The organism is Kaistella faecalis, assembly GCF_019195395.1.
In the GTDB taxonomy this organism is placed as follows: Bacteria; Bacteroidota; Bacteroidia; order Flavobacteriales; family Weeksellaceae; genus Kaistella; species Kaistella faecalis.
Genome location: NZ_CP078067.1, coordinates 1,868,423 through 1,891,986 on the forward strand (window position 1 = coordinate 1,868,423; position 23,564 = coordinate 1,891,986).

General features: G+C 42.3%; 21 protein-coding genes. All 21 read left to right on the forward strand.

Annotated features, from left to right (window positions below):
* Window positions 1-37: 37 nt before the first annotated feature.
* The 21 genes from KTV93_RS12595 to KTV93_RS09000 all read left to right on the forward strand — a co-directional run bounded on the left by KTV93_RS12595 (window position 38) and on the right by KTV93_RS09000 (window position 23,562).
* Complete coding sequence (locus tag KTV93_RS12595; RefSeq protein ID WP_425256100.1) at window positions 38-250, forward strand: four helix bundle protein; 213 nt, start codon at window positions 38-40, stop codon at window positions 248-250.
* The gene (locus KTV93_RS08905; protein WP_218248599.1) at window positions 210-383 is read left to right on the forward strand and encodes a four helix bundle protein; all 174 of its coding nucleotides are present in this window, start codon (window positions 210-212) and stop codon (window positions 381-383) included. Before KTV93_RS12595 ends, KTV93_RS08905 begins: the two co-directional genes overlap by 41 nt.
* A 63-nt stretch (window positions 384-446) precedes the next feature.
* Entirely contained in the window at window positions 447-902 is a 456-nt protein-coding gene (locus tag KTV93_RS08910; protein WP_218248600.1) for a regulatory protein RecX, read from the forward strand.
* Window positions 903-1,479: 577 nt separating this feature from the next.
* Window positions 1,480-2,121 carry an outer membrane beta-barrel protein gene (locus KTV93_RS08915; RefSeq protein ID WP_218248601.1) on the forward strand — a complete coding sequence of 214 codons (642 nt, stop codon included), beginning with the start codon at window positions 1,480-1,482 and terminating at the stop codon, window positions 2,119-2,121.
* 69 nt (window positions 2,122-2,190) lie between these two features.
* Window positions 2,191-2,988, forward strand: coding sequence for a polysaccharide biosynthesis/export family protein (locus KTV93_RS08920; protein WP_218248602.1), 798 nt, complete (start codon window positions 2,191-2,193; stop codon window positions 2,986-2,988).
* 4 nt (window positions 2,989-2,992) lie between these two features.
* Window positions 2,993-5,317, forward strand: a complete 2,325-nt coding sequence (locus KTV93_RS08925) for a GumC family protein (RefSeq protein ID WP_218248603.1) — start codon at window positions 2,993-2,995, stop codon at window positions 5,315-5,317.
* 480 nt (window positions 5,318-5,797) lie between these two features.
* Entirely contained in the window at window positions 5,798-6,193 is a 396-nt protein-coding gene (locus KTV93_RS08930) for a GIY-YIG nuclease family protein (protein WP_218248604.1), read from the forward strand.
* A gap of 1,837 nt (window positions 6,194-8,030) precedes the next feature.
* On the forward strand, window positions 8,031-8,999 hold the full coding sequence (locus tag KTV93_RS08935; protein WP_218248605.1) for an SDR family oxidoreductase: 969 nt from the start codon (window positions 8,031-8,033) through the stop codon (window positions 8,997-8,999).
* 96 nt (window positions 9,000-9,095) lie between these two features.
* The gene (locus KTV93_RS08940) at window positions 9,096-10,223 is read left to right on the forward strand and encodes an NAD-dependent epimerase/dehydratase family protein (RefSeq protein WP_218248606.1); all 1,128 of its coding nucleotides are present in this window, start codon (window positions 9,096-9,098) and stop codon (window positions 10,221-10,223) included.
* Between the two features lie 282 nt (window positions 10,224-10,505).
* Window positions 10,506-11,951: a nucleotide sugar dehydrogenase gene (locus KTV93_RS08945; protein WP_218248607.1), complete on the forward strand. Its 1,446-nt coding sequence runs from the start codon at window positions 10,506-10,508 to the stop codon at window positions 11,949-11,951.
* Window positions 11,952-11,957: 6 nt separating this feature from the next.
* Entirely contained in the window at window positions 11,958-13,124 is a 1,167-nt protein-coding gene (locus KTV93_RS08950) for a nucleotide sugar dehydrogenase (protein ID WP_218248608.1), read from the forward strand.
* 28 nt (window positions 13,125-13,152) lie between these two features.
* Window positions 13,153-14,586, forward strand: coding sequence for a lipopolysaccharide biosynthesis protein (locus KTV93_RS08955; protein WP_218248609.1), 1,434 nt, complete (start codon window positions 13,153-13,155; stop codon window positions 14,584-14,586).
* Entirely contained in the window at window positions 14,583-15,665 is a 1,083-nt protein-coding gene (locus KTV93_RS08960) for a DegT/DnrJ/EryC1/StrS family aminotransferase (protein WP_218248610.1), read from the forward strand. The genes KTV93_RS08955 and KTV93_RS08960 overlap by 4 nt, the downstream gene beginning before the upstream one ends.
* Before the next feature lie 2 nt (window positions 15,666-15,667).
* Window positions 15,668-16,303, forward strand: coding sequence for an acetyltransferase (locus KTV93_RS08965; protein ID WP_218248611.1), 636 nt, complete (start codon window positions 15,668-15,670; stop codon window positions 16,301-16,303).
* Between the two features lie 9 nt (window positions 16,304-16,312).
* Complete coding sequence (locus KTV93_RS08970) at window positions 16,313-17,200, forward strand: glycosyltransferase family 2 protein (RefSeq protein WP_230259142.1); 888 nt, start codon at window positions 16,313-16,315, stop codon at window positions 17,198-17,200.
* A complete protein-coding gene (locus tag KTV93_RS08975; RefSeq protein WP_218248613.1) occupies window positions 17,197-17,994 on the forward strand; it encodes a glycosyltransferase family 2 protein in 798 nt (265 codons plus the stop codon). Before KTV93_RS08970 ends, KTV93_RS08975 begins: the two co-directional genes overlap by 4 nt.
* On the forward strand, window positions 17,995-19,128 hold the full coding sequence (locus tag KTV93_RS08980; protein ID WP_218248614.1) for a glycosyltransferase: 1,134 nt from the start codon (window positions 17,995-17,997) through the stop codon (window positions 19,126-19,128).
* Complete coding sequence (locus tag KTV93_RS08985) at window positions 19,103-20,035, forward strand: polysaccharide pyruvyl transferase family protein (protein WP_218248615.1); 933 nt, start codon at window positions 19,103-19,105, stop codon at window positions 20,033-20,035. The genes KTV93_RS08980 and KTV93_RS08985 overlap by 26 nt, the downstream gene beginning before the upstream one ends.
* Entirely contained in the window at window positions 20,022-21,083 is a 1,062-nt protein-coding gene (locus tag KTV93_RS08990; protein ID WP_218248616.1) for a glycosyltransferase, read from the forward strand. The genes KTV93_RS08985 and KTV93_RS08990 overlap by 14 nt, the downstream gene beginning before the upstream one ends.
* Window positions 21,080-22,306 carry a glycosyltransferase gene (locus tag KTV93_RS08995; protein WP_218248617.1) on the forward strand — a complete coding sequence of 409 codons (1,227 nt, stop codon included), beginning with the start codon at window positions 21,080-21,082 and terminating at the stop codon, window positions 22,304-22,306. The genes KTV93_RS08990 and KTV93_RS08995 overlap by 4 nt, the downstream gene beginning before the upstream one ends.
* 29 nt (window positions 22,307-22,335) lie before the next feature.
* Window positions 22,336-23,562: a glycosyltransferase family 4 protein gene (locus tag KTV93_RS09000; protein WP_218248618.1), complete on the forward strand. Its 1,227-nt coding sequence runs from the start codon at window positions 22,336-22,338 to the stop codon at window positions 23,560-23,562.
* Window positions 23,563-23,564: the final 2 nt, after the last annotated feature.

Sequence of the window (23,564 nt, forward strand, 5' to 3'; positions counted from 1 at the left end):
AACTTAACCTCAACTCATGTACACAGATTTTACCCAGATGCCGGTGTGGAGGAATGCAATGGATATTGCAGTGGAAGTATTCACTATTTCAGCGGCGCCTCCCAGAAAAGAAGATTACGCCCTAACATCTCAAATCCATAGATCCGCTGAAAGTATTTCCTCCAACATTTCTGAAGGCTTCGGACGGGGCGGTGATAAGGAAAAAGGTGATGTTTTACAGGTTCGCGCGCGGTTCTGCGAACGAGACTAAAAATCATCTCATTTATGGTGTGCGGGTACTGTATTTCGAAGAACAGGAGTCATTGGCTATTATCGCTAAGGTTGAAGATCTGGTATATGAACTTAATAAAATCATCAAAACTCTGGAGAATAAACAAAAATAGCCTTATCCTTATCCTCAACCTTATCCTGAACCTTAACCTTAACCTTAGCCTCAACCTTAACCTTTGGAACACAAATCTTACACTTTCCTGGAAATCAAACAGAAAATAGCGGCGTACTGCAGCTATCAGGACCGCTGTCACCAGGAGGTAGAGCAGAAAATGCGTGATTTCCTGCTTATTCCGGAAGCTAAGGAAGAGATTCTCCTGTACCTCATGCGGGAGAATTTTCTGAATGAGGAGCGCTTCACCCGAAGCTATATCCGCGGCAAATTCTATATCAAATCCTGGGGACGCAATAAGATCCGGAATCACCTTAAGTTTAAAGGCGTTCCGGAGAAACTCATTAACAACTGTCTTAATGAAATTGATGATGCGGATTATGAAAAAACACTGCTGAAAATCTATGAACAGTATTACTCACGCCAGACCGGCAACGAATACCAGAAGAAATCGAAAACGGTAAAATACCTGCTTGGGCGTGGTTTTGAGTACGAGGAGATTCTCAAGGTGAGTGGGTGAGTGGGTGAGTGATTGGGTTTTTGGGTAATTGGGTGATTGAGTATTTGAGTGGTGACGGGAGATGGGTGTTTAATGATGAGATAATTCGGTGGATTTGTCATTTTGTCAAAGTTCTGTTCAGCGGATAAGTGCTTTGTTTAGTGGTATAGTGGGTGGGTATTTGAGTGGGTTAGTGATTTAATGGTTTAGTGGGTGAGTCCCGCCATCCTGCATCTGACATCCAGCATGCAGCCTCCCTCATCATCTGCCTTCGGGAGCCTCAGACATCGGTACCAGGAGTGATGAGCAATAAGTGATGATTGATTTCTGTCAACAAGCAATTTCAAATTATCAAATCACCACATTGTCAAATCTTCCACCAGCAACTCTTCCTTCGGAAACTTCAGTCATCGTTTGCCCTCACCCAGCACCCAGCATCCAACATCCAACACCCAACATCCTGCTTCCAACCACTCCCTCATCAAGCGTTTGCCTAAAGTTAAAATGTGTTGCAATAAAAAAAGTACCCATTATTGAAATAATTTTAATTAATTTGCACAAATATTACGTTACTAATAAACAGTCAATGTTCTCAGCTATGAAAAAAATAAGTACAGTTCTTGCCATATTCTTTGCGCTAACCATTGGTGCACAATCATTTAAATATGGGGTTACCGGGAACATTCACAGGGGTTCTATTGTAGGAGTACATGACCGTTCTGTAGGGAAGTATGGAGGCGGATTAGGGGTTTTTGCAGAGATTCCGCTTGTAGAGAATGACGTTTTCGATTCGGCATGGCTTTATATTGTACCACAGATTGAATACAGCATGCAGGGCGAAAACGCAAAAGTGAATGTAGACCGCTTTGGAGTACAGAAATACCACTATGATTATGCCGCGATGCAGGTCTATCTCAAGTGGTTTTTTCATAAAGGAAACATGAAAAGGGATGTCTTTCTCTTTGCCGGACCCCGCATTGAGTATATGGTGAGACAGAAAGAAACTGTGGACCCTGCCTATGACGTCATTCATTATAAACTAAATCTTGATGACGAGGTGAATAAATTCGGATATGGCGTGTCTTTTGGAGCGGGTCTTAAGATCACCCAACAGTGGTCTGCTTTTCTACGATACGACCGTGGGTTCAGCAAGGTGTACCCTAATAATGACCGCAACAATACCTACAACCGTCTTATCGCGCTTGGAGTCAACTATTACCTGAATGAAAACTGGTGGTAAACAGCCACTGTTAAACTGAGATTACAGCCTATTTAAATATCTTTACCTTTGTAATCTTAAAATCAACCAATGACTAAATACGCATCTGTATTCATAATATTATGTCTTTTCCTGTTCTCCTGTAAACCAAAGAAAAATATTGTTTACCTATCGAACGATAATTTTGAACAGGAGATTTCGCGTGCCAAGTATTCCGGCCTGCATATCCAGGAAGGGGACCAACTCCAGATTCTGGTATCAGCATTCGATGAGATTGCGGTAAGACCGTTCAATCTCGGCACGATGAACCGAACTGGTAATACAGCATCCGGAAGTACTGGTGCCAACACTGCAAGCAGCCCCAGCGAATATACCGTAAGCAGTGACGGGACCATCATTTTTCCGGTTCTCGGCTCAGTGTACTGCAAAGGCATGACGAAGCAGCAGCTCAAGGAAGACCTGGAAAGCAGGCTTAAAAGATACCTTACCGATCCTTTGGTTACCATTACCCTTACCAATTTCAACATCAGTGTATTAGGAGAGGTGAAAAGCCCCGGACAGAAGACCAGTCCGAATGAGAAACTTAACATATTTCAGGCCATTGCGCTGGCAGGTGACCTCACCTACGACGCGAACCGTACGAATGTGAAGCTGATCCGGCCTTCTGAAGCTACCGGTAAAGATGAAGTGGTGTCCCTCGACCTGTCGGAAGCATCAATTATGAATTCTCCCTATTACTATTTACAGCAGAATGATATTCTGTATGTGGAACCAGACCGCAACAAACAGGTGGCCGTGAATAATGATTCAGCCACCGATAAGTGGATCCGTTATGGCGGTATCGCTTTGGGACTTGTTACGCTTATTATTTCATTAACCCGAAAATAAAACCATGGAACTTTTAGAATCTTCGGGACCCGTACAGAAGGCGAAACCCCTTAACATTAAGAAAGAAATTATAAAATACCTGAGGAAATGGCCGTGGTTCCTCATCAGCATGGCGGTGTTTTATACCGCTGCACAAATCTATCTGCGGTATGCTGAGCCGCAGTACCATACCAAAACCTCCCTTAAACTCCTCGAATCCAAGGGTAAAAATACGACGGCCCTTAACGATCTTAAAAACCTCGGAATGGGGGTCAGCGGTTCAGATGAACTTCAGGGTGAAACCACGCTGATTGTTTCCAAGCCCATCTTACAGAAGGTGGCGCGTAATCTTAACCTCGATGTGTCCGTGTACAGTTCAGGAAAGATCAAGGAATTTGAGCTCTATAAGAATTCTCCCTACGAGATCAGAATCATCAGTTTAAACAATCCTTCCGGTTTCAGTGGTGCGACGTATGAAATGACGCCTGTGGGCAATAATTCGTACCGCCTTTCCGGCTCCGGTAAAATCTACCGTTTCGGAACCCCGGTACAGGTTTCTTTTGGCGTGATTCAGGTAGATGCCAAGCCCGGCAGCAGGAATAAAGTCCCTTTGAAAGTGGTCTTTAAGAATCTTGCAAGGGTAGTTGGCGGACTGGAAGGAAGCATCAATGTAAGTCTTCCGCCCAACAAAGGAATGCTGATGGAAATCTCGATGGTAGGTCCGGTTCCCCAAAAATCAGAGGATATTCTCAACGAACTTACCAAACAGTACCTTATCGACGGGGTGAACGATAAAAATGAGGAAGCCCAGAATACCCAGAATTTCATCAATGAAAGACTGGAAATCATCACGGAAGACCTTTCAGGCATCGAAGGGGAAAAAGAAAATTTTAAAAGGGCAAACCAGATTACCAATTTAGATGCCCAGGCGGGTATCGCTTTAGGCAGTGCCGAAGAAAATACAAAAGCCGTTGTTGAGAAAAGCATGCAGCTTGATGTGGTCAACTCGGTGCTCTCCGCCAGCAGCAGTGAGCAGCTCCTTCCTTCGGGAATGGGACTTAATTCCGGTGCTGAAACGGCAATTACACAGTACAACGAACTCGTGCTCACCCGGAACCGCGTTCTGAAGCAGGCCACCGGGGAGAATCCGGCCGTGGTAGAGATGAACAAACAGATCGGTGCGCTGCGCAACCTCATCCGCAAGAATCTCATGGAGAGCCGCGAGACCCTGCAGCTGCAGATTGCGCAGGCCAATGCCCAGCTCAATGTCGCGAAAGGAAATATCAGTAAATATCCCACTCAGGAAAAGATCTTCAGAAGCATTGACCGGCAGCAGACCCTCAAGGAACAGCTCTATCTTTATCTTTTACAGAAAAGGGAAGAGAACGCCATTACCCTTGCGGTAACGGCTCCTAAAGCCAAGATCGTCAACCCTGCGTTCACGACCGGCAAGGTACAGCCACAGAACCAGCAGATTATTCTGGGCGCACTTGCAGCAGGTTTCCTGCTTCCGCTGGTGTTCTTCTTCGCCAAAAACACGCTGGATACCAAGGTGCATACGAAGGAACATATCCTGGCGCATTTTCCGGACGCTTCCATCATCAGTGAAATCCCGGTACAGGAGACTCCGGATGAGCTGGTGCATGCCAATGATTTTTCTGTGTTTTCCGAATCCTTCAGGATTCTGAGTTCCAACCTTAAATTCCTTCTCAAGGCAAAAAATCAGGAAAAGGGAGGCGTGGTGCTCGTGACTTCCTCTATTAAAGGAGAGGGTAAAACCACGGTCTCCATGAATACAGCGGTTACGTTAGCGGGAAGCAGTTCGGTACTCATCATCGGGGCCGATATCCGTAATCCTCAGCTCGACCGCTTTTTTAAGGGCAAAAATACCGGGCTCACCGATTATCTGGTCTCTGACGATCAGGAGCCGGATGCTTTTATAAGGCCTTCAGGTCTGCATGAAAATCTGGATGTGATGTTTGGCGGACAAATCGCCCCGAACCCGAATGACCTGCTCGACATGCAGAAATTCGACACCATGCTTGCCGGACTTAAAAAACGCTATGATTATATCATCCTCGATTCCGCGCCCGTGATGCTGGTGAGTGATACCCTTCACCTTCTGGAACATGCCGACGCTGTACTTTATGTTGTGAAATCTGATTTTACGGAAAAGGAAATGATCGACTTTGCTTACGGATTCAGGAACGAAAACAGGATCGACAATATCGCTTTTGTCCTCAACAGTGTAAAGCCCGAGAATACCCGATATGCCGGGACCGCAGGCTATGGCTATTATTCCTATACCCATCAGGAAAAACCAAAATGGTGGAAACGGCTGGGGTTATGAGTAGGTGAGTAGGTGAGTGGTTTAGTGAGGGACGCTGGATGTCAGATGTTGGATGATTAGTGATAGAGTGGTTTAGTAGTTTAGTGATTGAGTTAGTTCTTAATGACCGGCTGGAGCTTACCTTTTTTCCCGGGTACATTCATTGATTTCAAAACTTATTTTATAGAAAGCACGCATATTCCCTCCCTTGGAGGGGTGGCAGTGCACCGCAGGGGTACTGACGGGGTGGTGCTAAGGTGCTGGATGTCAGATGTTCGATGATTTAGTGATAAAGTGGTTTGGTGGTTTAGTGTGTTAATTATTGTTACACCGTTTCGGCTACGCCCCGATGAGGCTCCTGCGGAGTGACAAACGCTATTGTTGATGATTCGGGAACTTAAAAGAATATTTTGTCACTCTGGAAGAGTCCCTAAGTACAAATAACTGAATGCTATAAGCCGTGATTATTTCTGATTTTTTATCTTTGATAAAAGCAGAATCATGGACTTTTTTACTGAGGGATCACACACCTATTACGTCTATATCATTACCAATAATAACAGAACAGTCCTATATACGGGGGTAACCAACTACCTGCAGAGACGTTTGTGGCAGCATCTGTGTAAATTTAATCCCCAAAGTTTTTCCGCGAAATATAACCTCCATCAATTGCTTTATTATGAAAAGTATGACTGGATACAGCAAGCTATAGAGCGCGAAAAAGAGATTAAGGATCTTACCCGCACGAAAAAATGGGAACTTATTCGCAGTGTTAATCCACAGCTGGAGTTTTTGAATTACCTTTTTGAATATATAGAGAGTAGAACAGCATATTTACACCTTTCCGGCTTCGCCGCGGTGAGGATCCTCCGGAGTGACAAACGCTGTTTAGAGTAGTGGTTTAGTGGTTTAGTAGTATAGTGATTGGGAGACGAGGTCGACCTGTTTTATTACCCCTATTTCAATATAATCCTTTTTCACACTTTGTGCGTTCCATGTATAAATGACCTGTTAATTATTGTTGCACCGTTACGGTTACGCCGCGGTGAGACTCCTCCGGAGTGTGCTATTGTTGATGATTCGGGAACTTAAAATAATATTTTGTCACTCTGGAAGAGTCCCCGAATGCGAGGTGCTGGATGTCGGATGCGGGGTGTTTACACCATTACGGCTTTGCTTCGGTGAAGATCCCCCGGAGTGACAAAAGCTGTGTTGATAATGTGGGAATTTAAAAGAATGATTTGTCATTATGAAAAGGAGTTAGTTCATTCTGGTCATATCTTTTATTTCGGAAGTCAAAATGACTTCGGAGATTTTTGCGTTAATAAAAGTGAAAATTTCTTGTTAACGTATGATCTAGATGAGAAACGCACAAAAACTTCCACTGTTCGAGTGGCGGCAAAAATTAAAATACACAAAATCCCAATAATCTTTCCGCCCGAGTTTGGAAGTTTTCTTAAAAGAAATTTTCATTTTTTAGCAAAAAGATCCAAGTCTTGATCTTTTTGGTTACTTTTTGCATCAAGGCAAAAAGTGACAAGCTGAGCAACCGAAAATAATTTACACCGTTTCGGCTGCGCCGCAGTGAGACTCCTGCGGAGTGACAAGCGCTATTGTTGATAATTTCGGATTTTAAAAGAACATTTTGTCACTCTGGAAGAGTCCAATCATGATGGGTGCTGGATGTCAGATGATGGATGTTCGATGATTTAGTGATAAAGTAGTTTAGTCGTTTAGTGATTGAGAGGAGAAGTGTTTTATTACCCCTATCCCACGACACACCTTATCACGCTCTAAGAGTCCGATGTATAAATCACCTGTTAATTATTGTGGCACCGTTTCGGCTGCGCCGCGGTGAGACTCCTCCGGAGTGACAAACGCTATTGTTGATGATTCGGGAACTTAAAAGAATGTTTTGTCACGCTGCAAGAGTCCCATCATGGGGGGTGCTGGATGATGGATGTTCGTGATTTAGTGATAAAGTAGTTTAGTCGTTTAGTGATTGAGAGGAGAAGTGTTTTATTACCTCTATCCCACTAGACACCTTATCACTCTGTGAGAGTTCAGCAATACAAATAACCTGGTAAGGGTTTACACCGTTACGGCTTTGCCGCGGTGAGACTCCTGCGGAGTGACAAGCGCTATTGTTGATAATTTCGGATTTTAAAAGAACATTTTGTCACTCTGGAAGAGTCCAATCATGATGGGTGCTGGATGTCAGATGCTGGATGACTTAGTGATAAAGTGGTTTGGTGGTTTAGTGTGTTAATTATTGTTGCACAGTTTCGGCTTCGCCGCGGTGAGACTCCTCCGGAGTGACAAACGCTATTGTTGATGATTCGGGAACTTAAAAAAATCTTTTGTCACGCTGTAAGAGTCCCATGTATAAATCACCTGTTAATTGTTGTTGCACCGTTTCGGCTTCGCCGCGGTGAGGCTCCTGCGGAGTGACAAACGCTATTGTTGATAATTTCGGATTTTAAAAGAACATTTTGTCACTCTGGAAGAGTCCAGTTATGCTGGGTGCTGGATGAAGGATGCTGGATGACTTAGTGGTAGAGTGGTTTAATAGTTTAGTGATTGAGGGCAAAAGTCGAGTGACCAATGCTGTGTTGAAGAAAAGGATCTATCAAGCTACACTCTTTTTCAATATTTAAAATTGCATTAACCCTTGATTTTGTAAATTTGCACGCGATCATCATTTCCCTATAGACTTACGCTACAATAAATAAAAATGAACAAAATACTCATCACCGGCGGTGCCGGATTCATAGGATCCAATCTCTGTGACCATTTTATCGCGAAAGGCGATCAGGTGACCTGTCTCGATAATTTTGCGACGGGTTTTATGCATAATATCGAACACCTCATGGGTCATCCCAACTTTACCCTTATGGAAGGCGACATCCGTGATCTGGAAACCTGCACGAAAGCCTGTGAAGGGCAGGATTATGTGCTGCACCAGGCTGCCCTCGGCTCGGTTCCACGGTCCATCAATGATCCCATTACGAGCAATGATGTGAATGTAAGCGGGTTCCTGAATATGCTCGTGGCTGCCAGAGACGCGAAGGTGAAGCGATTTGTTTACGCCGCTTCCTCCTCGACCTACGGGGATTCCGCTTCTCTGCCGAAAGTGGAAGACGTCATCGGTAAACCTCTGTCACCGTACGCCATCACCAAATATGTCAACGAGCTTTATGCCGATGTATTCTCAAAAACTTACGGTATGGAATGTATCGGACTCCGTTATTTCAATGTCTTCGGCAGACGGCAGAACCCTAACGGAGCCTATGCGGCGGTAATTCCTAAGTTTGTCATTCAGCTCATGAACCATGAAAGCCCGGTGATCAACGGGACCGGTGATTACTCACGCGATTTTACCTATATTGACAATGTCCTGCAGATGAATGAGAAGGCCATGCTTTCCGATAATCCTGCCGCCATCAATACCGTATATAATACGGCGGTAGGAGACCGTACCACGCTGAATACCCTTGTTGCTTATCTGAAGGAGTCGCTTTCGGCTTTCGATCCTGAAATTAAAAATATACAGACGATCCATGGGGCACAGCGTGCCGGTGATATCCCGCATTCCCTGGCCTCGGTGGAGAAAGCCAGAACCCTTCTTGGCTACGAACCGTCGCACACCATTCAGAACGGACTGAAAGAAGCGGTAAACTGGTACTGGGAACATCTGAGATAAGCCAGGAGTAAGCCTCTGTCTTATTTTAAGACACTATTCAGTATATTTGGAGCAGATAAAAATTCAGGAAAAGGATTCCTGTACACAAGAGAACTTATGAAAAAAATACTCATTACCGGGGGCGCGGGATTTATAGGCTCTCATCTGGCGGTGACCCTCAGCAGTGAAGGCCATCAGGTTACTGTTCTCGACAACCTGTCTCCCCAGATCCACGGTGCTGATCCTGAAATTCCTGACTTCGGCGGAGCAGATGTGGCGTTTATCCGCGGTGATGTGCGGCATTATGACGACTGGGAGGCTGCATTAGAAGGACAGCAGGTGGTGGTGCATCTGGCAGCGGAAACGGGTACCGGGCAGAGCATGTATGAGGTGCACCGGTATACAGATGTCAATATCGGCGGCACCGCGCATCTGATGGATTATCTGGTGAATGCCAGACACTCGGTGGAAAAAGTAATTGTCGCCTCTTCGAGGGCGGTGTACGGAGAAGGGAAGTACCGGTGTTCTCAGCACGGCATCCTTTGGCCCGCAGCAAGAAAAGAAGCAGCCCTCCTTCAGGGATGTTTTGAACCCCAATGTCCCCGGTGCGGGCTTCCGCTGATCTCGGTTCCTACAGACGAAGATTCGCCCCTGCAGCCCACTTCAGTGTACGGAATCACCAAACAGAATCAGGAGCAGATGGTGATGCAGGTCTGCCGGTCCGTGGGTATTCCCGCGGTGGTGTTCAGGTACCAGAACGTTTACGGCCCCGGACAGTCGCTCAGAAATCCCTATACCGGAATCCTGTCGGTATTTTCCACGCTGATCCGTAACGGTCAGCCCCTTACGGTTTTCGAGGACGGCCTTGAAAGCCGTGACTTCGTATATATAGACGATGTGGTGGCCGCCACGATGTTGGGTATCCGGAAAAGCGAAGCCGATCACGAAATCTTCAATGTAGGCAGCGGAACAGCCACGACGGTACTTGAGGTGACAAAACTCCTGAAGTTACATTACAGGGCCGACCTCCCGGTGAATGTTTCGGGCGGTTTCAGGCTTGGGGATATCAGGCACAATACAGCGGATTTGAGCCATATCCGCAAGAAGCTCGGCTTCAGTCCCCAAATTGATTTTCACACCGGCAGCGGAAGGTTTGCCACCTGGGTGGAAGCGCAGTGTATTGAAGCAGATCACTATGAGGCGTCCATTCATGAAATGGAGAAGAGGGGGCTGTTTAAAAAATGAGTGCGGTGATGAGCATAGGGAGCTGGGGTTAACCGATGCCAGATGACGGCCCTTAAATTTTTTTTAACAGACCTCTTTCATTTCGCCTCCCGCCATTCATTACTGCCCTGAGCATCTTCCGGTGTTACTTTATGTTAAATGCATCTGATGCCTGATGGGCCATATTAAATAAATACTTACCTTTGTCGCTTCAAAAAATATGTAATAAAACAGGCGGGCCCACGCTTAAATAATTTTTAGTCAGTTATTTACGGGACTTTTGCCGCTTTTGTATTTTCATCTATGACGCATAAAATTGCCATCATCGGATTAGGCTACGTCGGCCTTCCCCTTGCGAGACTTTTCGCTACGAAATACCCTGTAGTGGGTTTCGACATTAACCAACATCGGATCGCGGAACTCAATGCCGGGAATGATTTCACCCTCGAGGTCGAAGAAGACCTTTTGAAATCGGTCCTTGTCACAGTGAATCCCTTTGTCATTCCGAGCCTAAACAAGGAAGAAACGAAAGTTTCTGACGAAGTTTACGAACGCAGTTCAGAGGAATCTCAGTCCATTGCACCTGTCCTGAGCGGAGCCGAAGGAAAGCGAGGACTGTACTGCACCCACGAACTTTCCGATATCGCAGACGCCAATATCTACATCATCACCGTACCTACTCCCGTAGACAAGAATAACAAGCCCGACCTTACGCCGCTGTACAAAGCCAGCGAGACCGTTGGGAAAGTCCTGAAGAAAGGGGATGTTGTGATTTATGAATCTACGGTGTATCCCGGCGCGACAGAAGAAGAATGTATTCCGGTGTTGGAAAAAGTTTCAGGACTTAAATATAATGAAGATTTCTTTGCGGGGTATTCTCCGGAACGGATCAATCCTGGCGATAAGGAGCATACCGTAGAAAAAATATTAAAAGTAACCTCAGGCTCTACGCCGGAGATTGGAAAAGTCGTGGATGATCTGTATAAATCGGTCATCACCGCAGGAACCCATCTCGCACCGACGATTAAAGTGGCGGAAGCTGCGAAGGTTATTGAAAACTCCCAGCGCGACATCAATATCGCCTTCGTGAATGAACTGGCGAAGATCTTCAACCTCATGGACATCAATACCCATGATGTGCTGGAAGCAGCCGGCACCAAATGGAATTTCCTTCCATTTAAACCAGGCCTTGTGGGTGGACACTGCATTGGCGTGGATCCCTATTATCTGGCGCAGAAAGCGCAGGAGTTTGGCTATCATCCCGAGATCATCTTAGCGGGTCGACGCATGAATGATTCCATGGGCGCCTATGTCGCCTCTCAGGTTGTAAAAGCCATGATCAAAAAAGACATTGCGGTGAACGGTGCCGAAGTGCTGATGCTGGGTATTACCTTTAAAGAAAACTGTCCGGATGTCCGCAATACCAAGATTGTAGATGTGGTAGCCGCATTGAAAGACTACGGCATAAAGGTCACCATTTACGACCCCTGGGCAAAACCAGAAGAAGTGAAACATGAGTACGGATTGACCTGTTATAATACTTTACCCTGTCATTCCGGGCGCAGCGAGGAATCTCTTTCCGCCGCGCAGCTGGAAAGCACCTCAGCATCCATCGAGAAATACGATGCAGTAGTCCTCGGAGTAGCCCACAATGAATTCCTGAACCTGAACCTGAACCTCAGCCTTAAAGAAAAAGCGGTGGTGTATGATGTTAAGGGCGTTTTGGAAGGAGCAGAAAACACATTATAAGAACCTATGAAAATCACAGTTGTCGGTACCGGCTACGTAGGGCTTTCCAATGCCCTTTTACTGGCGCAGCACCATGAAGTGGTAGCGTTGGACATTGTTCCTGAAAAAGTGGCGATGCTCAATGCACAGGTTTCCCCGATTGAGGATCACGAAATCAGTGATTTTCTACAAAATAAAGCTTTACAGTTCAAAGCCACAACCGATCAGCTGGAAGCGTACCAGAACGCCGATTATGTGATTGTGGCGACTCCGACCGATTACGATCCCAAAACCAATTACTTCAACACCAGCAGTGTCGAAACAGTGATTGCTGACGTTAAAAAATACCGACCGCAAGCGGTGGTCATCATCAAATCCACGGTACCGGTGGGTTTTACTGAAGATTTGAAAAAGAAACTGGATTTTCAAAACATCATCTTTTCCCCGGAATTCTTGCGGGAAGGAAAGGCGTTGTATGATAATTTATATCCCTCTAGAATCATCATTGGCGAACAGAGCGAAAGAGCAGAGGCTTTTGCGGAACTCCTCAAAGAGGGGGCGATCAGAAAAGACATTCCGGTGTTATTCACCCATTCCACAGAAGCGGAAGCTATTAAATTGTTCTCCAATACCTATCTTGCATTGAGGGTGGCGTATTTCAACGAACTCGACAGTTATGCCCAAATCCACGGGCTCGACAGCCGCCAGATCATCGAAGGCGTAGGTTTGGATCCCCGCATTGGTTCGCATTACAACAACCCATCTTTTGGTTACGGCGGCTATTGTCTTCCGAAAGATACCAAGCAGCTGTTGGCGAACTATGATTCGGTTCCGAACAATATCATTCAGGCGATTGTGGATGCCAACCGAACCAGAAAAGACTTTATCGCGGATTCGGTGCTTGCAAGAAATCCCAAGAAAGTGGGCGTGTACCGCCTGATTATGAAATCCGGTTCCGACAATTTCCGGGCTTCAGCGATCCAGGGCGTGATGAAGCGCATCAAAGCCAAAGGTGTCGAAGTGGTGGTGTACGAACCCGTAATGAAAGAAGAAACCTTCTTCGGTTCCCGTGTCACCAAATATTTGGAAAGTTTTAAACAGGAATGCGACGTAATCATCTCCAACCGTAAAGCTCCCGAACTCGCCGATGTGGAAGAGAAAGTTTATACGAGGGATTTATTTGGGAATGATTGATTAAAAAATTAAGATAGAACAAGATTACATGTCTTTAAAAAAGCAGGCGGTGTCCTCCATGATCTGGACCTTCTCACAGCAATTTGGTAGCCAGCTGATTACTTTTGCGGTAAGCGTTATTCTAGCGAGATTATTATTGCCCTCTGATTTCGGAACCATCGCAATGTTCACCGTGGTGATGTCAATAGCCTCCGCATTGGTGGATGGCGGGATGTCTTCAAGTCTCATTCGTTCTACAAATGTGGATGACCGTGATTTATCGACGGTCTTTTGGTTTAATTTTGGGGTGGCGGTCGCCATGTATATCATTATTTTTTTTACAGCCCCTTTGATTGCTGACTTTTACAAAGTGGAAATACTGACGCCGGTCATTAGAGTGTACAGTCTCTCCATTATCATTGGATCACTCACTGCGGTGCAGGGGACAAGGTTTACCAAAGCGATGGACTTTAAAACGCTGTTTAAAATTCAATTGCCCTCACTGATTATTGGAGCACTTGCGGCCGTGGTGATGGCTTATAATGGTTTCGGAATATGGACCTTGGTATTTTATCCGCTTATCCAGTCAGTCGTTGGCGGCATTCAGCTTTGGTTTTACAGCAGATGGAAGCCTTTGCTTGTTTTTGATCGTGCGAAATTCAAAGAGCATTTTGGCTTTGGATATAAAATGACTTTATCGGGGCTTTTAGATACTGTTTTTAAGAATATTTACACTATTCTCATAGGAAAATATTTTTCCAGTGCAGATTTGGGGTATTACAACAGAGCAGATAATCTTAAACAATTACCGGTTAACAATCTGTCTTCCGCCTTGAACAAGGTTACTTTTCCCTTGTTCTCTAAAATTAAAGACAATAATGTCAAATTGAAAGAGGTGTATCAGAAACTGATGAAACTCGTGATTTTTGTTATTGCTCCCGTTTTATTTCTAATGATGGTGGTTGCAGAACCGATGATCCGGTTTTTATTGACCGAAAAGTGGCTGCCTGCAATTCCGTATTTGCAGGTGCTGGTACTGTCCGGGATTCTATATCCTATCCATGCCTACAACTTGAATATTTTAAAAGTAAAAGGCCGTTCCGATTTGTTCCTAAAACTTGAATTTTGGAAAAAAGGTTTGCAATTGATTACACTTCTCACCTCGGTACCATATGGTATTATTGGTATTGTTTGGGGACAGGTGGTATTTTCAGTGTTGGCATTCTTCATTAACACACACTATACAGGTAAGATGTTGAAGTATGGCTCGATGCATCAGATTTTAGATTTAATGCCGATTATCTCACTTTCTGCAGGTGTTGCGTTAATTATTTACGTTTCAGACCATTTTTTTTTCTATAATTGGGTAGATTTGCCAAGATTATTAGTGCTGACCTTTTTATATGCCGGGCTCTATTTGGTGGGCGTATGGATTTTTAAGTTCAAAGAAATTAATTATTTAAAAGATTTATTAAAAAAATGATCCCCGTAACCAAACCTTTTTTACCTCCACAGCAGGTTTACCAGCATTATCTTGACGGAATCTGGAAACGCAACTGGCTTACCAATATGGGGCCGCTTGCCAGTGATTTGGAACTGCGACTGAAAGATACTCTGAAAGTCAATCACCTGCTTTTTGTGACCAACGGTACCGTGGCACTGCAAATGGCGATTAAAGCATTAGACCTGAAAGGCGAAATCATCACCACACCGTTTTCGTTTGTGGCTACGACCAGTGCGATTGTTTGGGAACACTGTACTCCGGTTTTTGTGGATATTGATGAACATTCTTTAAACATCGATGCAGACAAGATCGAGGAAGCCATTACCCCGAGCACTACTGCTATTTTGGCGACTCATGTGTACGGAAATCCTTGCGATGTGGAGAAAATTGAAGCCATCGCGAAAAAACATCGGCTTAAAGTCATTTACGATGCGGCCCATGCGTTTGGCGTTGAGGTGAATGGCAAATCCATTTTTGAATACGGCGATATTTCGACTTGTAGTTTGCATGCCACCAAGCTCTACCACTCGGTGGAGGGGGGATTGGTGGTGACCAAAGATGCAGCTTTGCTCAAGAAGCTGGCGTACATGAGAAACTTTGGTTTTGATGGACCTGAGAGTTTTGCCGAACTGGGCATCAATGGAAAAAATTCCGAATACCACGCCGCAATGGGCTTGGCGAATTTAAAATATTTGGATGTCATTCATCAGAAAAGAAAAGAACTCACCGAAAGATATGATGAAAAACTGAAAAACCTGAAAGCACGAAGACCAATATGGCATGCCGCTTCGGAAAATAACTTCGCTTATTATCCGTTGGTGTTTGATTCGGAAGAAATGATGTTACAATGTATAGAACTCCTAAAGCTGAATGAAATATTTACCAGAAGGTATTTTTATCCTTCGCTGGCTACATCCTTGCCTTATGTGAAGCCACAGGATTTACCGTTGACTGATGATATTTCCAGAAGAGTTTTATGTTTGCCGCTGTACTATGATCTCACTCTGGAAGAAGTGGATTTAATTTGTCGATTGGTATTAAGAGTTCAAAATAATTAATTATGCTGATCATAGGTGCAAAAGGCTTCGCTAAGGAAGTACTGGAAATTCTTCATCAAAACGGACAAACAAAAAATCTTTGTTTTTATGATGATGTTAATGACGATTTGCCTGAAAAATTATATGGGCAATTTCCAGTCTTAAGAACGATGGAGGAAGCTAAAACCTATTTTACTCAGACTTCAAATCAATTTGTTTTAGGCATTGGAAGTCCTTTCTTAAGAAAAAAGCTTTGTGATAAATTTGAAAGTATAGGTGGTAATTTGAGCAGCGTCATCAGTAAAAATGCAGAAATAGGAAGTTTTGGAATATTAATCAGTACGGGATGTAACATTCTTTCGGGAGTTAAAATTTCTAATGATGTTATAATTGGGAAAGGCACCCTGGTTTACTACAATTCAGTGATTACACATGATGTTAAAATAGGGGAGTTTTGTGAAATTTCACCATCAACCAGCATCTTGGGAAGAGCCGATATTGGGAATTTTGTAAGTATAGGAGCAGGTTCAGTAATTTTTCCTGATGTTGTTATCGGAAGTAATTCTGTTATTGCAGCAGGAGCAATAGTTAGAAATAATATACCTGCAAATGTAATGGTAGCAGGAATTCCTGCAGTGGTAAAAAAAGAATTAATGTAAGACATGAATATGGAATTACCCAAAGTTAGCGTAGTTACCATCACCTATGGTCACGAGAAATATATCAGCGAAACCCTTGATGGCGTGCTGATGCAGCAATATGACGGTCCTGTGGAATTTATCATCGCAAACGACAATTCCCCGGATGCAACAGATGGGGTTGTGAAAAAGTATTTCTTAGAAAACTCTGCACCAAGCAACTTTGAAATAAAATACACCAAACACACAACCAACAAAGGCATGATGCCCAATTTCATCTGGGCATTGGAACAGGCAACTGGAAAATACATTGCCCTCTGCGAAGGCGACGATTACTGGACCGACCCGCTGAAATTGCAGAAACAGGTGGATTTTTTGGAGGAGAATGAGGAATACGTTCTCACGTTTCATGATGTTAAGATTGTTAATGAAGATAAAATTATTTCACCCAATAAAATTCCAAAAAAAAACCGCAGAGATTTAGCAGCTAAAGAAATGTGTGGAAGTATTACGATTCCGACTCTCTCAATAGTTTTTCGAAATTTTTGCAATAGTTTTATAGAATTTATGCCAAATGTGGTTAATGGTGATAAGGTACTAATAGCATTTTTGTCAGAATATGGTAAAGCAAAGTACTTACACTTTTCATCTGGGGCACATTACCGTATCCATGAAACTGGTGTATGGAGCCTTTTAGATACAGACGCTAAGAATAAAAATAATTTTAAGACATTTTTTGAATTAAGTAAATTACCTTTTAAACATAAAAACCAACTAAAGAAAAATGCTTTGCTTTTTTTATTTGAGATAAAAAAAACTGATATAGCTTTTTATAAAAGTTATATCAGGCATTTCAGTTTTGTTGAGAAAATTTTCTTACGCATAAAATTGATAGTATTAAAAATATTAAAAGTATGATTTCAATTATCATCCCCTCATACAACAGAGCTGATATTATTGCAGAAACTTTGGATTCGATCATTTCTCAGACCTATGTCAATTGGGAATGTATTATTGTGGACGACGGTAGCACAGATGATACAGAAACGGTAATTAAAAAATATACCGAATTAGACTGTAGGTTTTTTTTATATAAAAGGCCTTCAACAATGCTGAAAGGAGCTAATTCATGCCGAAACTTTGGCTTCCTGAAAGCAAAAGGAAAATATGTTAAGTTTTTGGATAGTGATGATGTACTAACGAGCGATTCTTTGGCAAAACAAGTCGCTGTATTAGAAGGCAACGCTGTTCTTAACGTATGCTTGTCCTATGGTAGATATTTCAATAACGAAACAAAAGAACTGGAAGAGTTTTGGTCCCGGAATAAAGAATATGGTGATTATTTATATGGGCATATTACCAATCAGATAATGTGGGCAGTTTCGGATCCACTTTGGCGTAAGTCATTTTTTGATGATCCTCCTTTTCGAGAAGGATTAATGAATTCACAAGAATGGCTGATGCACGGGGAGGCGTTGTTAAAATTAAAAAGAGAAGAAATTTATAATTTGCAGGAAACATTCACTTTAATCAGAAGAGGAAATGAGAGGATGAGTTCTAACACATCGTCATCATATTATAAAAATCAAAAGCTAGCTAGAATATACTTATTAAAAAGTATTTTGGGAGCCGGTATTTTTAATTTATCTTATTTCTACGAACTGGCAAAACAAATTCTTGTTTATAAATATTGGCAATTAAAGCAGAATTAGATGCAAAAAAAAATAAAAGTGCTTCACGTACAGGAAACTATAGGATCGGGTGGTGTGGAGCGTACGAGATTAACACTCGCAAAACATTTAGACAAAAATCTTTTTGACCAGAAGTTTGTTTGTACTATTGCCGCAGGGAATATTCCGGAAGAAATAAGTGCAGAAGGCTTTGAAGTGATTTCAATTGGTCAATTAAAATCCCCTTTTCAGTGGATGCAACATCAAAAAGTACAAAGAATCATTGAAGAATATCAACCCGATATTATTCACGGTGCCGTATTCGAAGGTGTCACCATGGCAGCAATTAATGGTTGGCTTAAAAAGGTCCCTGTTATTATTATAGAGGAAACTTCTGATCCTATTAACAGAAGTTGGAAGGGAAATTTATTGATGAGATTTTTTTCTAAAATTTCTGATAAAGTTATTGGGGTTTCCCAAAGTGTTACGGAAGAATATCTAAAGGGCAAATTGGGCATTTCATATACTAAGGCCTTCACTATAAATAACGGTGTGGCCATTCCGAGAATTGTGTTAGAAGAAGAAAAAAAACAAGAAAAACTTAAGTGGGGGTTAGGTGAAAATGATTTTGTCGTAGGTTCTACTGGTCGGCTCCTGAACAGCCATAAACGATTTTCTGATCTAATTCGCGCCTTCGCCAGTTTTGCAAAATGTAAAGAAGATGCAAAACTATTATTAGTAGGTGATGGTCCTGATCGAAAAAGTTATGAACAATTGGCTAAAGATTTAGGGATGTCTAATCAAGTGATTTTTACAGGATACCAATCCGATGTTACTTTATTTTATCGTATGATGAATGTCTTTTCTCTGGTTTCTGCCAGAGAAGCATTTGGATTGGTGCTTGCTGAAGCCATGCTGAATAAACTGCCAGTTGTTGCGACCAGAGTAGGAGGAATGAAATATATTGTGGATGATCAGCAAACCGGATTTTTAGCAGAACCTTTTCAGGTTGATGAGTTTGCAGAAAAATTTGAATTTCTCTATCGCAATCAAGAGACAAGCGAGAAAATGGGAGATAATGGTTATAGAAAGGCTATGGCGAACTATACGGAAGATATTTATGTGAATAATATTAAAAATTTATATTTAAATGCTTCAGAAAATATTAAAAATTAAATCCTATTTAAAGTATAAATATAATGTTTATAGAGATAGAGTTAAGCATTTACAAAAACTACGTACTTTAAATCTTCCAATTTTTATTGACGGTCATCCGGATAGTAAAAATTTCGGTGACGGCTTGAATATTTTTCTCGGTGAATATTTATCAGGTAAAGATGTTTTTCCTTCGAAATTTATCAAGGATACCGAATATAAAAATGATATTTCATATTCTGTAATTGGAAGTGTATGTCAGTGGTCTCGTGAAAAAACGGTGGTTTGGGGAAGCGGATTTATTAAGGAATCCTACCAGGACGGTTCTTTTGTGAAACCTCAAAAAGTAGCAGCCGTAAGAGGTCCTTTAACAAGAAAAATCTACTTGGCGAACGGAGTCGAATGTCCCGAAATCTATGGAGATCCAGCATTACTTATGCCATTGATTTATAATCCTCATTTGGAAATTCCGAGATACGAGTATGGCATTATTCCTCACTATACAGAAGCCGATTCGGATTGGGTAAAGAAACAGCGAAAAAATGCGAATGTACTTTTTATTGATATTATGATTGAGTCAGATTATCAGAAATTTATCAGTCAGATTAAATCATGCAAAAAAATTGTGACCTCATCATTACATGGTTTGATTTTATCTCATGCTTATCAAATTCCGGTGTCACATATTAGTCTATCAGACAAATTAACGGGAGGAGACTTTAAATTTAATGATTATTTACTTTCTGTGAATAAAGCTCCTAAAAAACCTTACCAAATAACTGCCAATTCCATCCCTATTGACAGTTTGGAATTTGATTCAGAGCCCCTAAAAATAAATATTAGACCACTCATCAACGCCTGCCCATTTATTAAAACACAGATCAAAGAAAAACTTTTAAAGCAAAGTGTTTACTATGAAGGTTCTTAAAATAACTACCCTTCTCGATTTTGGGGGGCAGGAAAAACAATACGTCAGTTTTACAGAAAAACCTGAGCTTTTGAAAAATCATTATATCTTCGCAGCCATTGGCCACGGTGGAAGTGCTGAGAAATTTATACGAGAGAAAGGTTTTCCGGTCCATATCCTTAACAGAAACTTTTCAATAAAAAATTTATGTAATATTTGGACAGTTTATAAACTTATTAAAAAAGTAAAACCAGATGTTGTGCACACCGCAGCAGCGGAAGCTAATTTTCACGGAATAATAGCCGCGAAGCTGGCTGGGGTGAAATACATTATTGGCGAAGAAATCGGAATTCCAAATCACTCGCCAATAGGCCAAAAAATTTTTTCTTTGGTGTATCGTTTGGCAGATCAAGTAATTTGCGTTTCTCAATCGGTAAAAAAACATTTGGTAAAAACCGGTGAAATTCCACAGAAAAAGGGAGTAGTTATTTATAATCCCGTGAGTGTACCCAAAAACTATACTTTAAATAGAACTGCAAAATTCAATCTTGTATACGTAGGTCGTTTGGAGAAAGTGAAAAATGTAGAATCTTTGATTCATGCTTTTTCTCAAATAAAAGAAGATCATTTACAATTAACGGTTGTAGGAGATGGTAGGGAAAGAGTAGCGTTGGAAAATTTAGTCAATCAATTGGGATTGAAAGATTCAATTGTTTTTGAAGGCTATCAATCGGAACCAGCGAAATTTCTCTGTATTGCAGATTTATATGTTTTGCCTTCTTATACCGAAGGTTTTGGGATCGCTGCTGTAGAAGCGATGTTCCTAAAAATTCCGGTTCTCGCAACCCAAGTTGGCGGAGTTCCAGAATTCATTAATCATGGGGTAAATGGTTGGTTGTTTAATCCTGATTCTGTAGAAGATTTGGTTGGAAAATTAACTCATATTTTATCATTGTGTAAACATGAAAGACAATTAATCGGAGAAAAAGGATTTGAAGAAGTGTCGAATCGTTTTACCGTGGACAAATATGTTGACAATTTAGAAAATTTGTATTCATTGCAATCATGAAAAACCTCCTCTTCATCACCTGGGACGGGCCACAGACTTCCTATATGGAAGGGTTATTTATGCCCATTTTCCACGAAATTGCCCAACAGGCTGATTATCGGTTTCATGTCATACAGTTTACCTGGGCAGAGGAGAAAAAGATTGCGGCGGTGAAAAAGGCAGCCGGTTCTTTAGGCATCCAATATACCGCGTTTCCCATTCTGAAGAAACCCGTCGCAAGCGTGGGCAGTCTCCTGACCCTCTTTAATTCTGCCTCAAAGATTAAAAAATATATCCGCCACCACCACATCGATACCGTAATGCCCAGAAGCAATTTCCCGGCATTCATGGTGAACAGGATCAATAATCAAAATTTTAAAATCATATTCGATGCCGATGGTTTACCGATTGAAGAACGTGTCGATTTTGCAGGCTTGAAAAAAGACAGCCGGCAATACCGTTGGCTCAAGTCCATCGAAACCCAGATGCTGAAGAAAGCCGACGCCGTGATCACGCGGTCGCAAAAATCAATTGACATTCATTTAAAAGAAATTGGCGAAAGCCACCGCAGCAAATTTTCCGTCGTCTTTAATGGCAGGAATGCGGATTTTTTTCAGCCCAACACCAAGCACCGTTTGGAATCCAGAAAACGCTTAGGATTAACAAGTGATGAGCTTCTATTCGTCTATTGCGGTTCCCTGGGCGATCAGTATTGTTGGGAAGAAATGGCAGCCGTGGTGACCGCTTACCGAAAAACAACACCCGCAAAGTTTCTGGTTTTAACCGGCAATACCAAGTTTGCCTTAGACAAGATTTCTTCTGAAGAGGCAACATTCATTACCGTAAAAAGCGTTCCCTTTGATGAAATTCCCTTTTGGCTGAATGCCGGTGATGTTGCATTTGCCCTGCGCAAACCAACCTTCAGCATGCAGGGTGTGGCACCGATTAAACTGGGGGAATATCTTCTTTGCGGTCTTCCCACCATTGCAAGCAAAAGCATCGGTGATAGTGAACTGATTCTTGAGCAGTTTGAAGAATGTTATCTGTATGATCATTCAGGAGATTCACAAATTCAACTGAAAGAAATAAAAGAGTTTAGTAAAAGCAGTACATTTGCTGACAGATCTATCATCAGGTCAAAGGCTTTGGACTTTTTTTCCCTCCAGGCTGCTGCAGAATCTTACCTGAAAGCGCTGAAGAAATTTACTGATGAAGAAATGACTGGACAGTATACAGGTATTTAACATAGGGTTGAATCTTTTTTATATAACTGATGAAGTATATATTTTTCACTTTGCGGGATTTCAACAAAGTTGGCGGCGGCTCAATCCGCATTCATGGGGTAGTAAATGCCCTCGCGGAGAAGGGTGAGAACGTAATCCTTATTTCCAGTGCGGAAGACCATAGCCCTTTTCATCCCGATATTAATCATATCAGGATTGAAACCGGTTTTAGCAGTAAGGCAGTGTTGCAGGGCCTCACGGGGCTTTTGCCTGCCACAGCAATAATCACCTTATTTCCCAATCTGTTCCGTAATATTTTGACTGGTTTTAAACTGGTGGATTTAAACAATGCAAAGATTTTCTTTTTTGAATATTTGGATAATTCCATCGGTTATCTCTTAAAAAAAACAGGAAAAATTGATCATTATATTACGGATATCCATGGAATTGCGCCCATTGAGTTTGCTCATCAGAAAAGAAATAGCACCTCTCTTTTACGGAGAGCCATAGCCACACTAAAGTATGCTTTGGCCATGCGTCACGATCAGAAGGTGTATCAGAAAGCAGATGGCATTATTTACAGTAGTAGCCAAATGAAAAAGTACTTTGAGAACCATTTCCGAATGGATCTTGTGAAGGATTATGTACTTCCCAATCTTCTCGCTGATGAAGTGTTTGTGAAAACGGAAGATTTAGCAGAAATTGATCTGTTGTCAGCCGAACTGGGAATAAACACAGAGGATGTTATTTTGTTTTTTGCAGGGGGCTTTAAACCCACCTCTGGGGTTGACGATCTGATAAGGGTTTTTGCAAGACTTAGAAGGGACTTTCCGGAACTGAAACTTATGCTCATTGGTAATGGACCATTGAAGGGTGAGGTGCAGCAATTAATCAGTGAACTGCAGCTAGCGCAGTGGATTGTTCAGCGCGAGGGTTTGGCCTATGAGGAGTTATTCCGGTATCAGGCTTTAGCAGATATTATTGTGTGCCCTGACCGGATGAACGAATTTTCGGATATGATTCTGCATTTGAAGTATCTGGATTCACTGGTGTCCGGCAAGATTGTCGTCAATGGTGCTTTCAGCAGTGTAAAAGAAATCAATAAAGATGAAAATCTGTCGGTGAACTTTATGCCGTCCGACGAGGGAGATTTATATCAAGTGCTTAAATATTGTATTCTGCGTAAAGAAGAATTGACAGAAAAATATAAAAATGTACGCGAATACGCCAAAAATCATCTGACCTACCGGTCACAGATTGACACGTTAATCAAATAATC

Coding starts and splice junctions, on each gene's coding strand:
- KTV93_RS08965 (WP_218248611.1), top strand. CDS start 15,668: ATGCTGATCATAGGTGCAAAAGGCTTCGCTAAGGAAGTACTGGAAATT.
- KTV93_RS08950 (WP_218248608.1), top strand. CDS start 11,958: ATGAAAATCACAGTTGTCGGTACCGGCTACGTAGGGCTTTCCAATGCC.
- KTV93_RS08925 (WP_218248603.1), top strand. CDS start 2,993: ATGGAACTTTTAGAATCTTCGGGACCCGTACAGAAGGCGAAACCCCTT.
- KTV93_RS08905 (WP_218248599.1), top strand. CDS start 210: ATGTTTTACAGGTTCGCGCGCGGTTCTGCGAACGAGACTAAAAATCAT.
- KTV93_RS08945 (WP_218248607.1), top strand. CDS start 10,506: ATGACGCATAAAATTGCCATCATCGGATTAGGCTACGTCGGCCTTCCC.
- KTV93_RS08915 (WP_218248601.1), top strand. CDS start 1,480: ATGAAAAAAATAAGTACAGTTCTTGCCATATTCTTTGCGCTAACCATT.
- KTV93_RS08940 (WP_218248606.1), top strand. CDS start 9,096: ATGAAAAAAATACTCATTACCGGGGGCGCGGGATTTATAGGCTCTCAT.
- KTV93_RS08990 (WP_218248616.1), top strand. CDS start 20,022: ATGAAGGTTCTTAAAATAACTACCCTTCTCGATTTTGGGGGGCAGGAA.
- KTV93_RS08995 (WP_218248617.1), top strand. CDS start 21,080: ATGAAAAACCTCCTCTTCATCACCTGGGACGGGCCACAGACTTCCTAT.
- KTV93_RS09000 (WP_218248618.1), top strand. CDS start 22,336: ATGAAGTATATATTTTTCACTTTGCGGGATTTCAACAAAGTTGGCGGC.
- KTV93_RS08975 (WP_218248613.1), top strand. CDS start 17,197: ATGATTTCAATTATCATCCCCTCATACAACAGAGCTGATATTATTGCA.
- KTV93_RS08980 (WP_218248614.1), top strand. CDS start 17,995: ATGCAAAAAAAAATAAAAGTGCTTCACGTACAGGAAACTATAGGATCG.
- KTV93_RS12595 (WP_425256100.1), top strand. CDS start 38: ATGCCGGTGTGGAGGAATGCAATGGATATTGCAGTGGAAGTATTCACT.
- KTV93_RS08935 (WP_218248605.1), top strand. CDS start 8,031: ATGAACAAAATACTCATCACCGGCGGTGCCGGATTCATAGGATCCAAT.
- KTV93_RS08985 (WP_218248615.1), top strand. CDS start 19,103: ATGCTTCAGAAAATATTAAAAATTAAATCCTATTTAAAGTATAAATAT.
- KTV93_RS08930 (WP_218248604.1), top strand. CDS start 5,798: ATGGACTTTTTTACTGAGGGATCACACACCTATTACGTCTATATCATT.
- KTV93_RS08960 (WP_218248610.1), top strand. CDS start 14,583: ATGATCCCCGTAACCAAACCTTTTTTACCTCCACAGCAGGTTTACCAG.
- KTV93_RS08970 (WP_230259142.1), top strand. CDS start 16,313: ATGGAATTACCCAAAGTTAGCGTAGTTACCATCACCTATGGTCACGAG.
- KTV93_RS08920 (WP_218248602.1), top strand. CDS start 2,191: ATGACTAAATACGCATCTGTATTCATAATATTATGTCTTTTCCTGTTC.
- KTV93_RS08955 (WP_218248609.1), top strand. CDS start 13,153: ATGTCTTTAAAAAAGCAGGCGGTGTCCTCCATGATCTGGACCTTCTCA.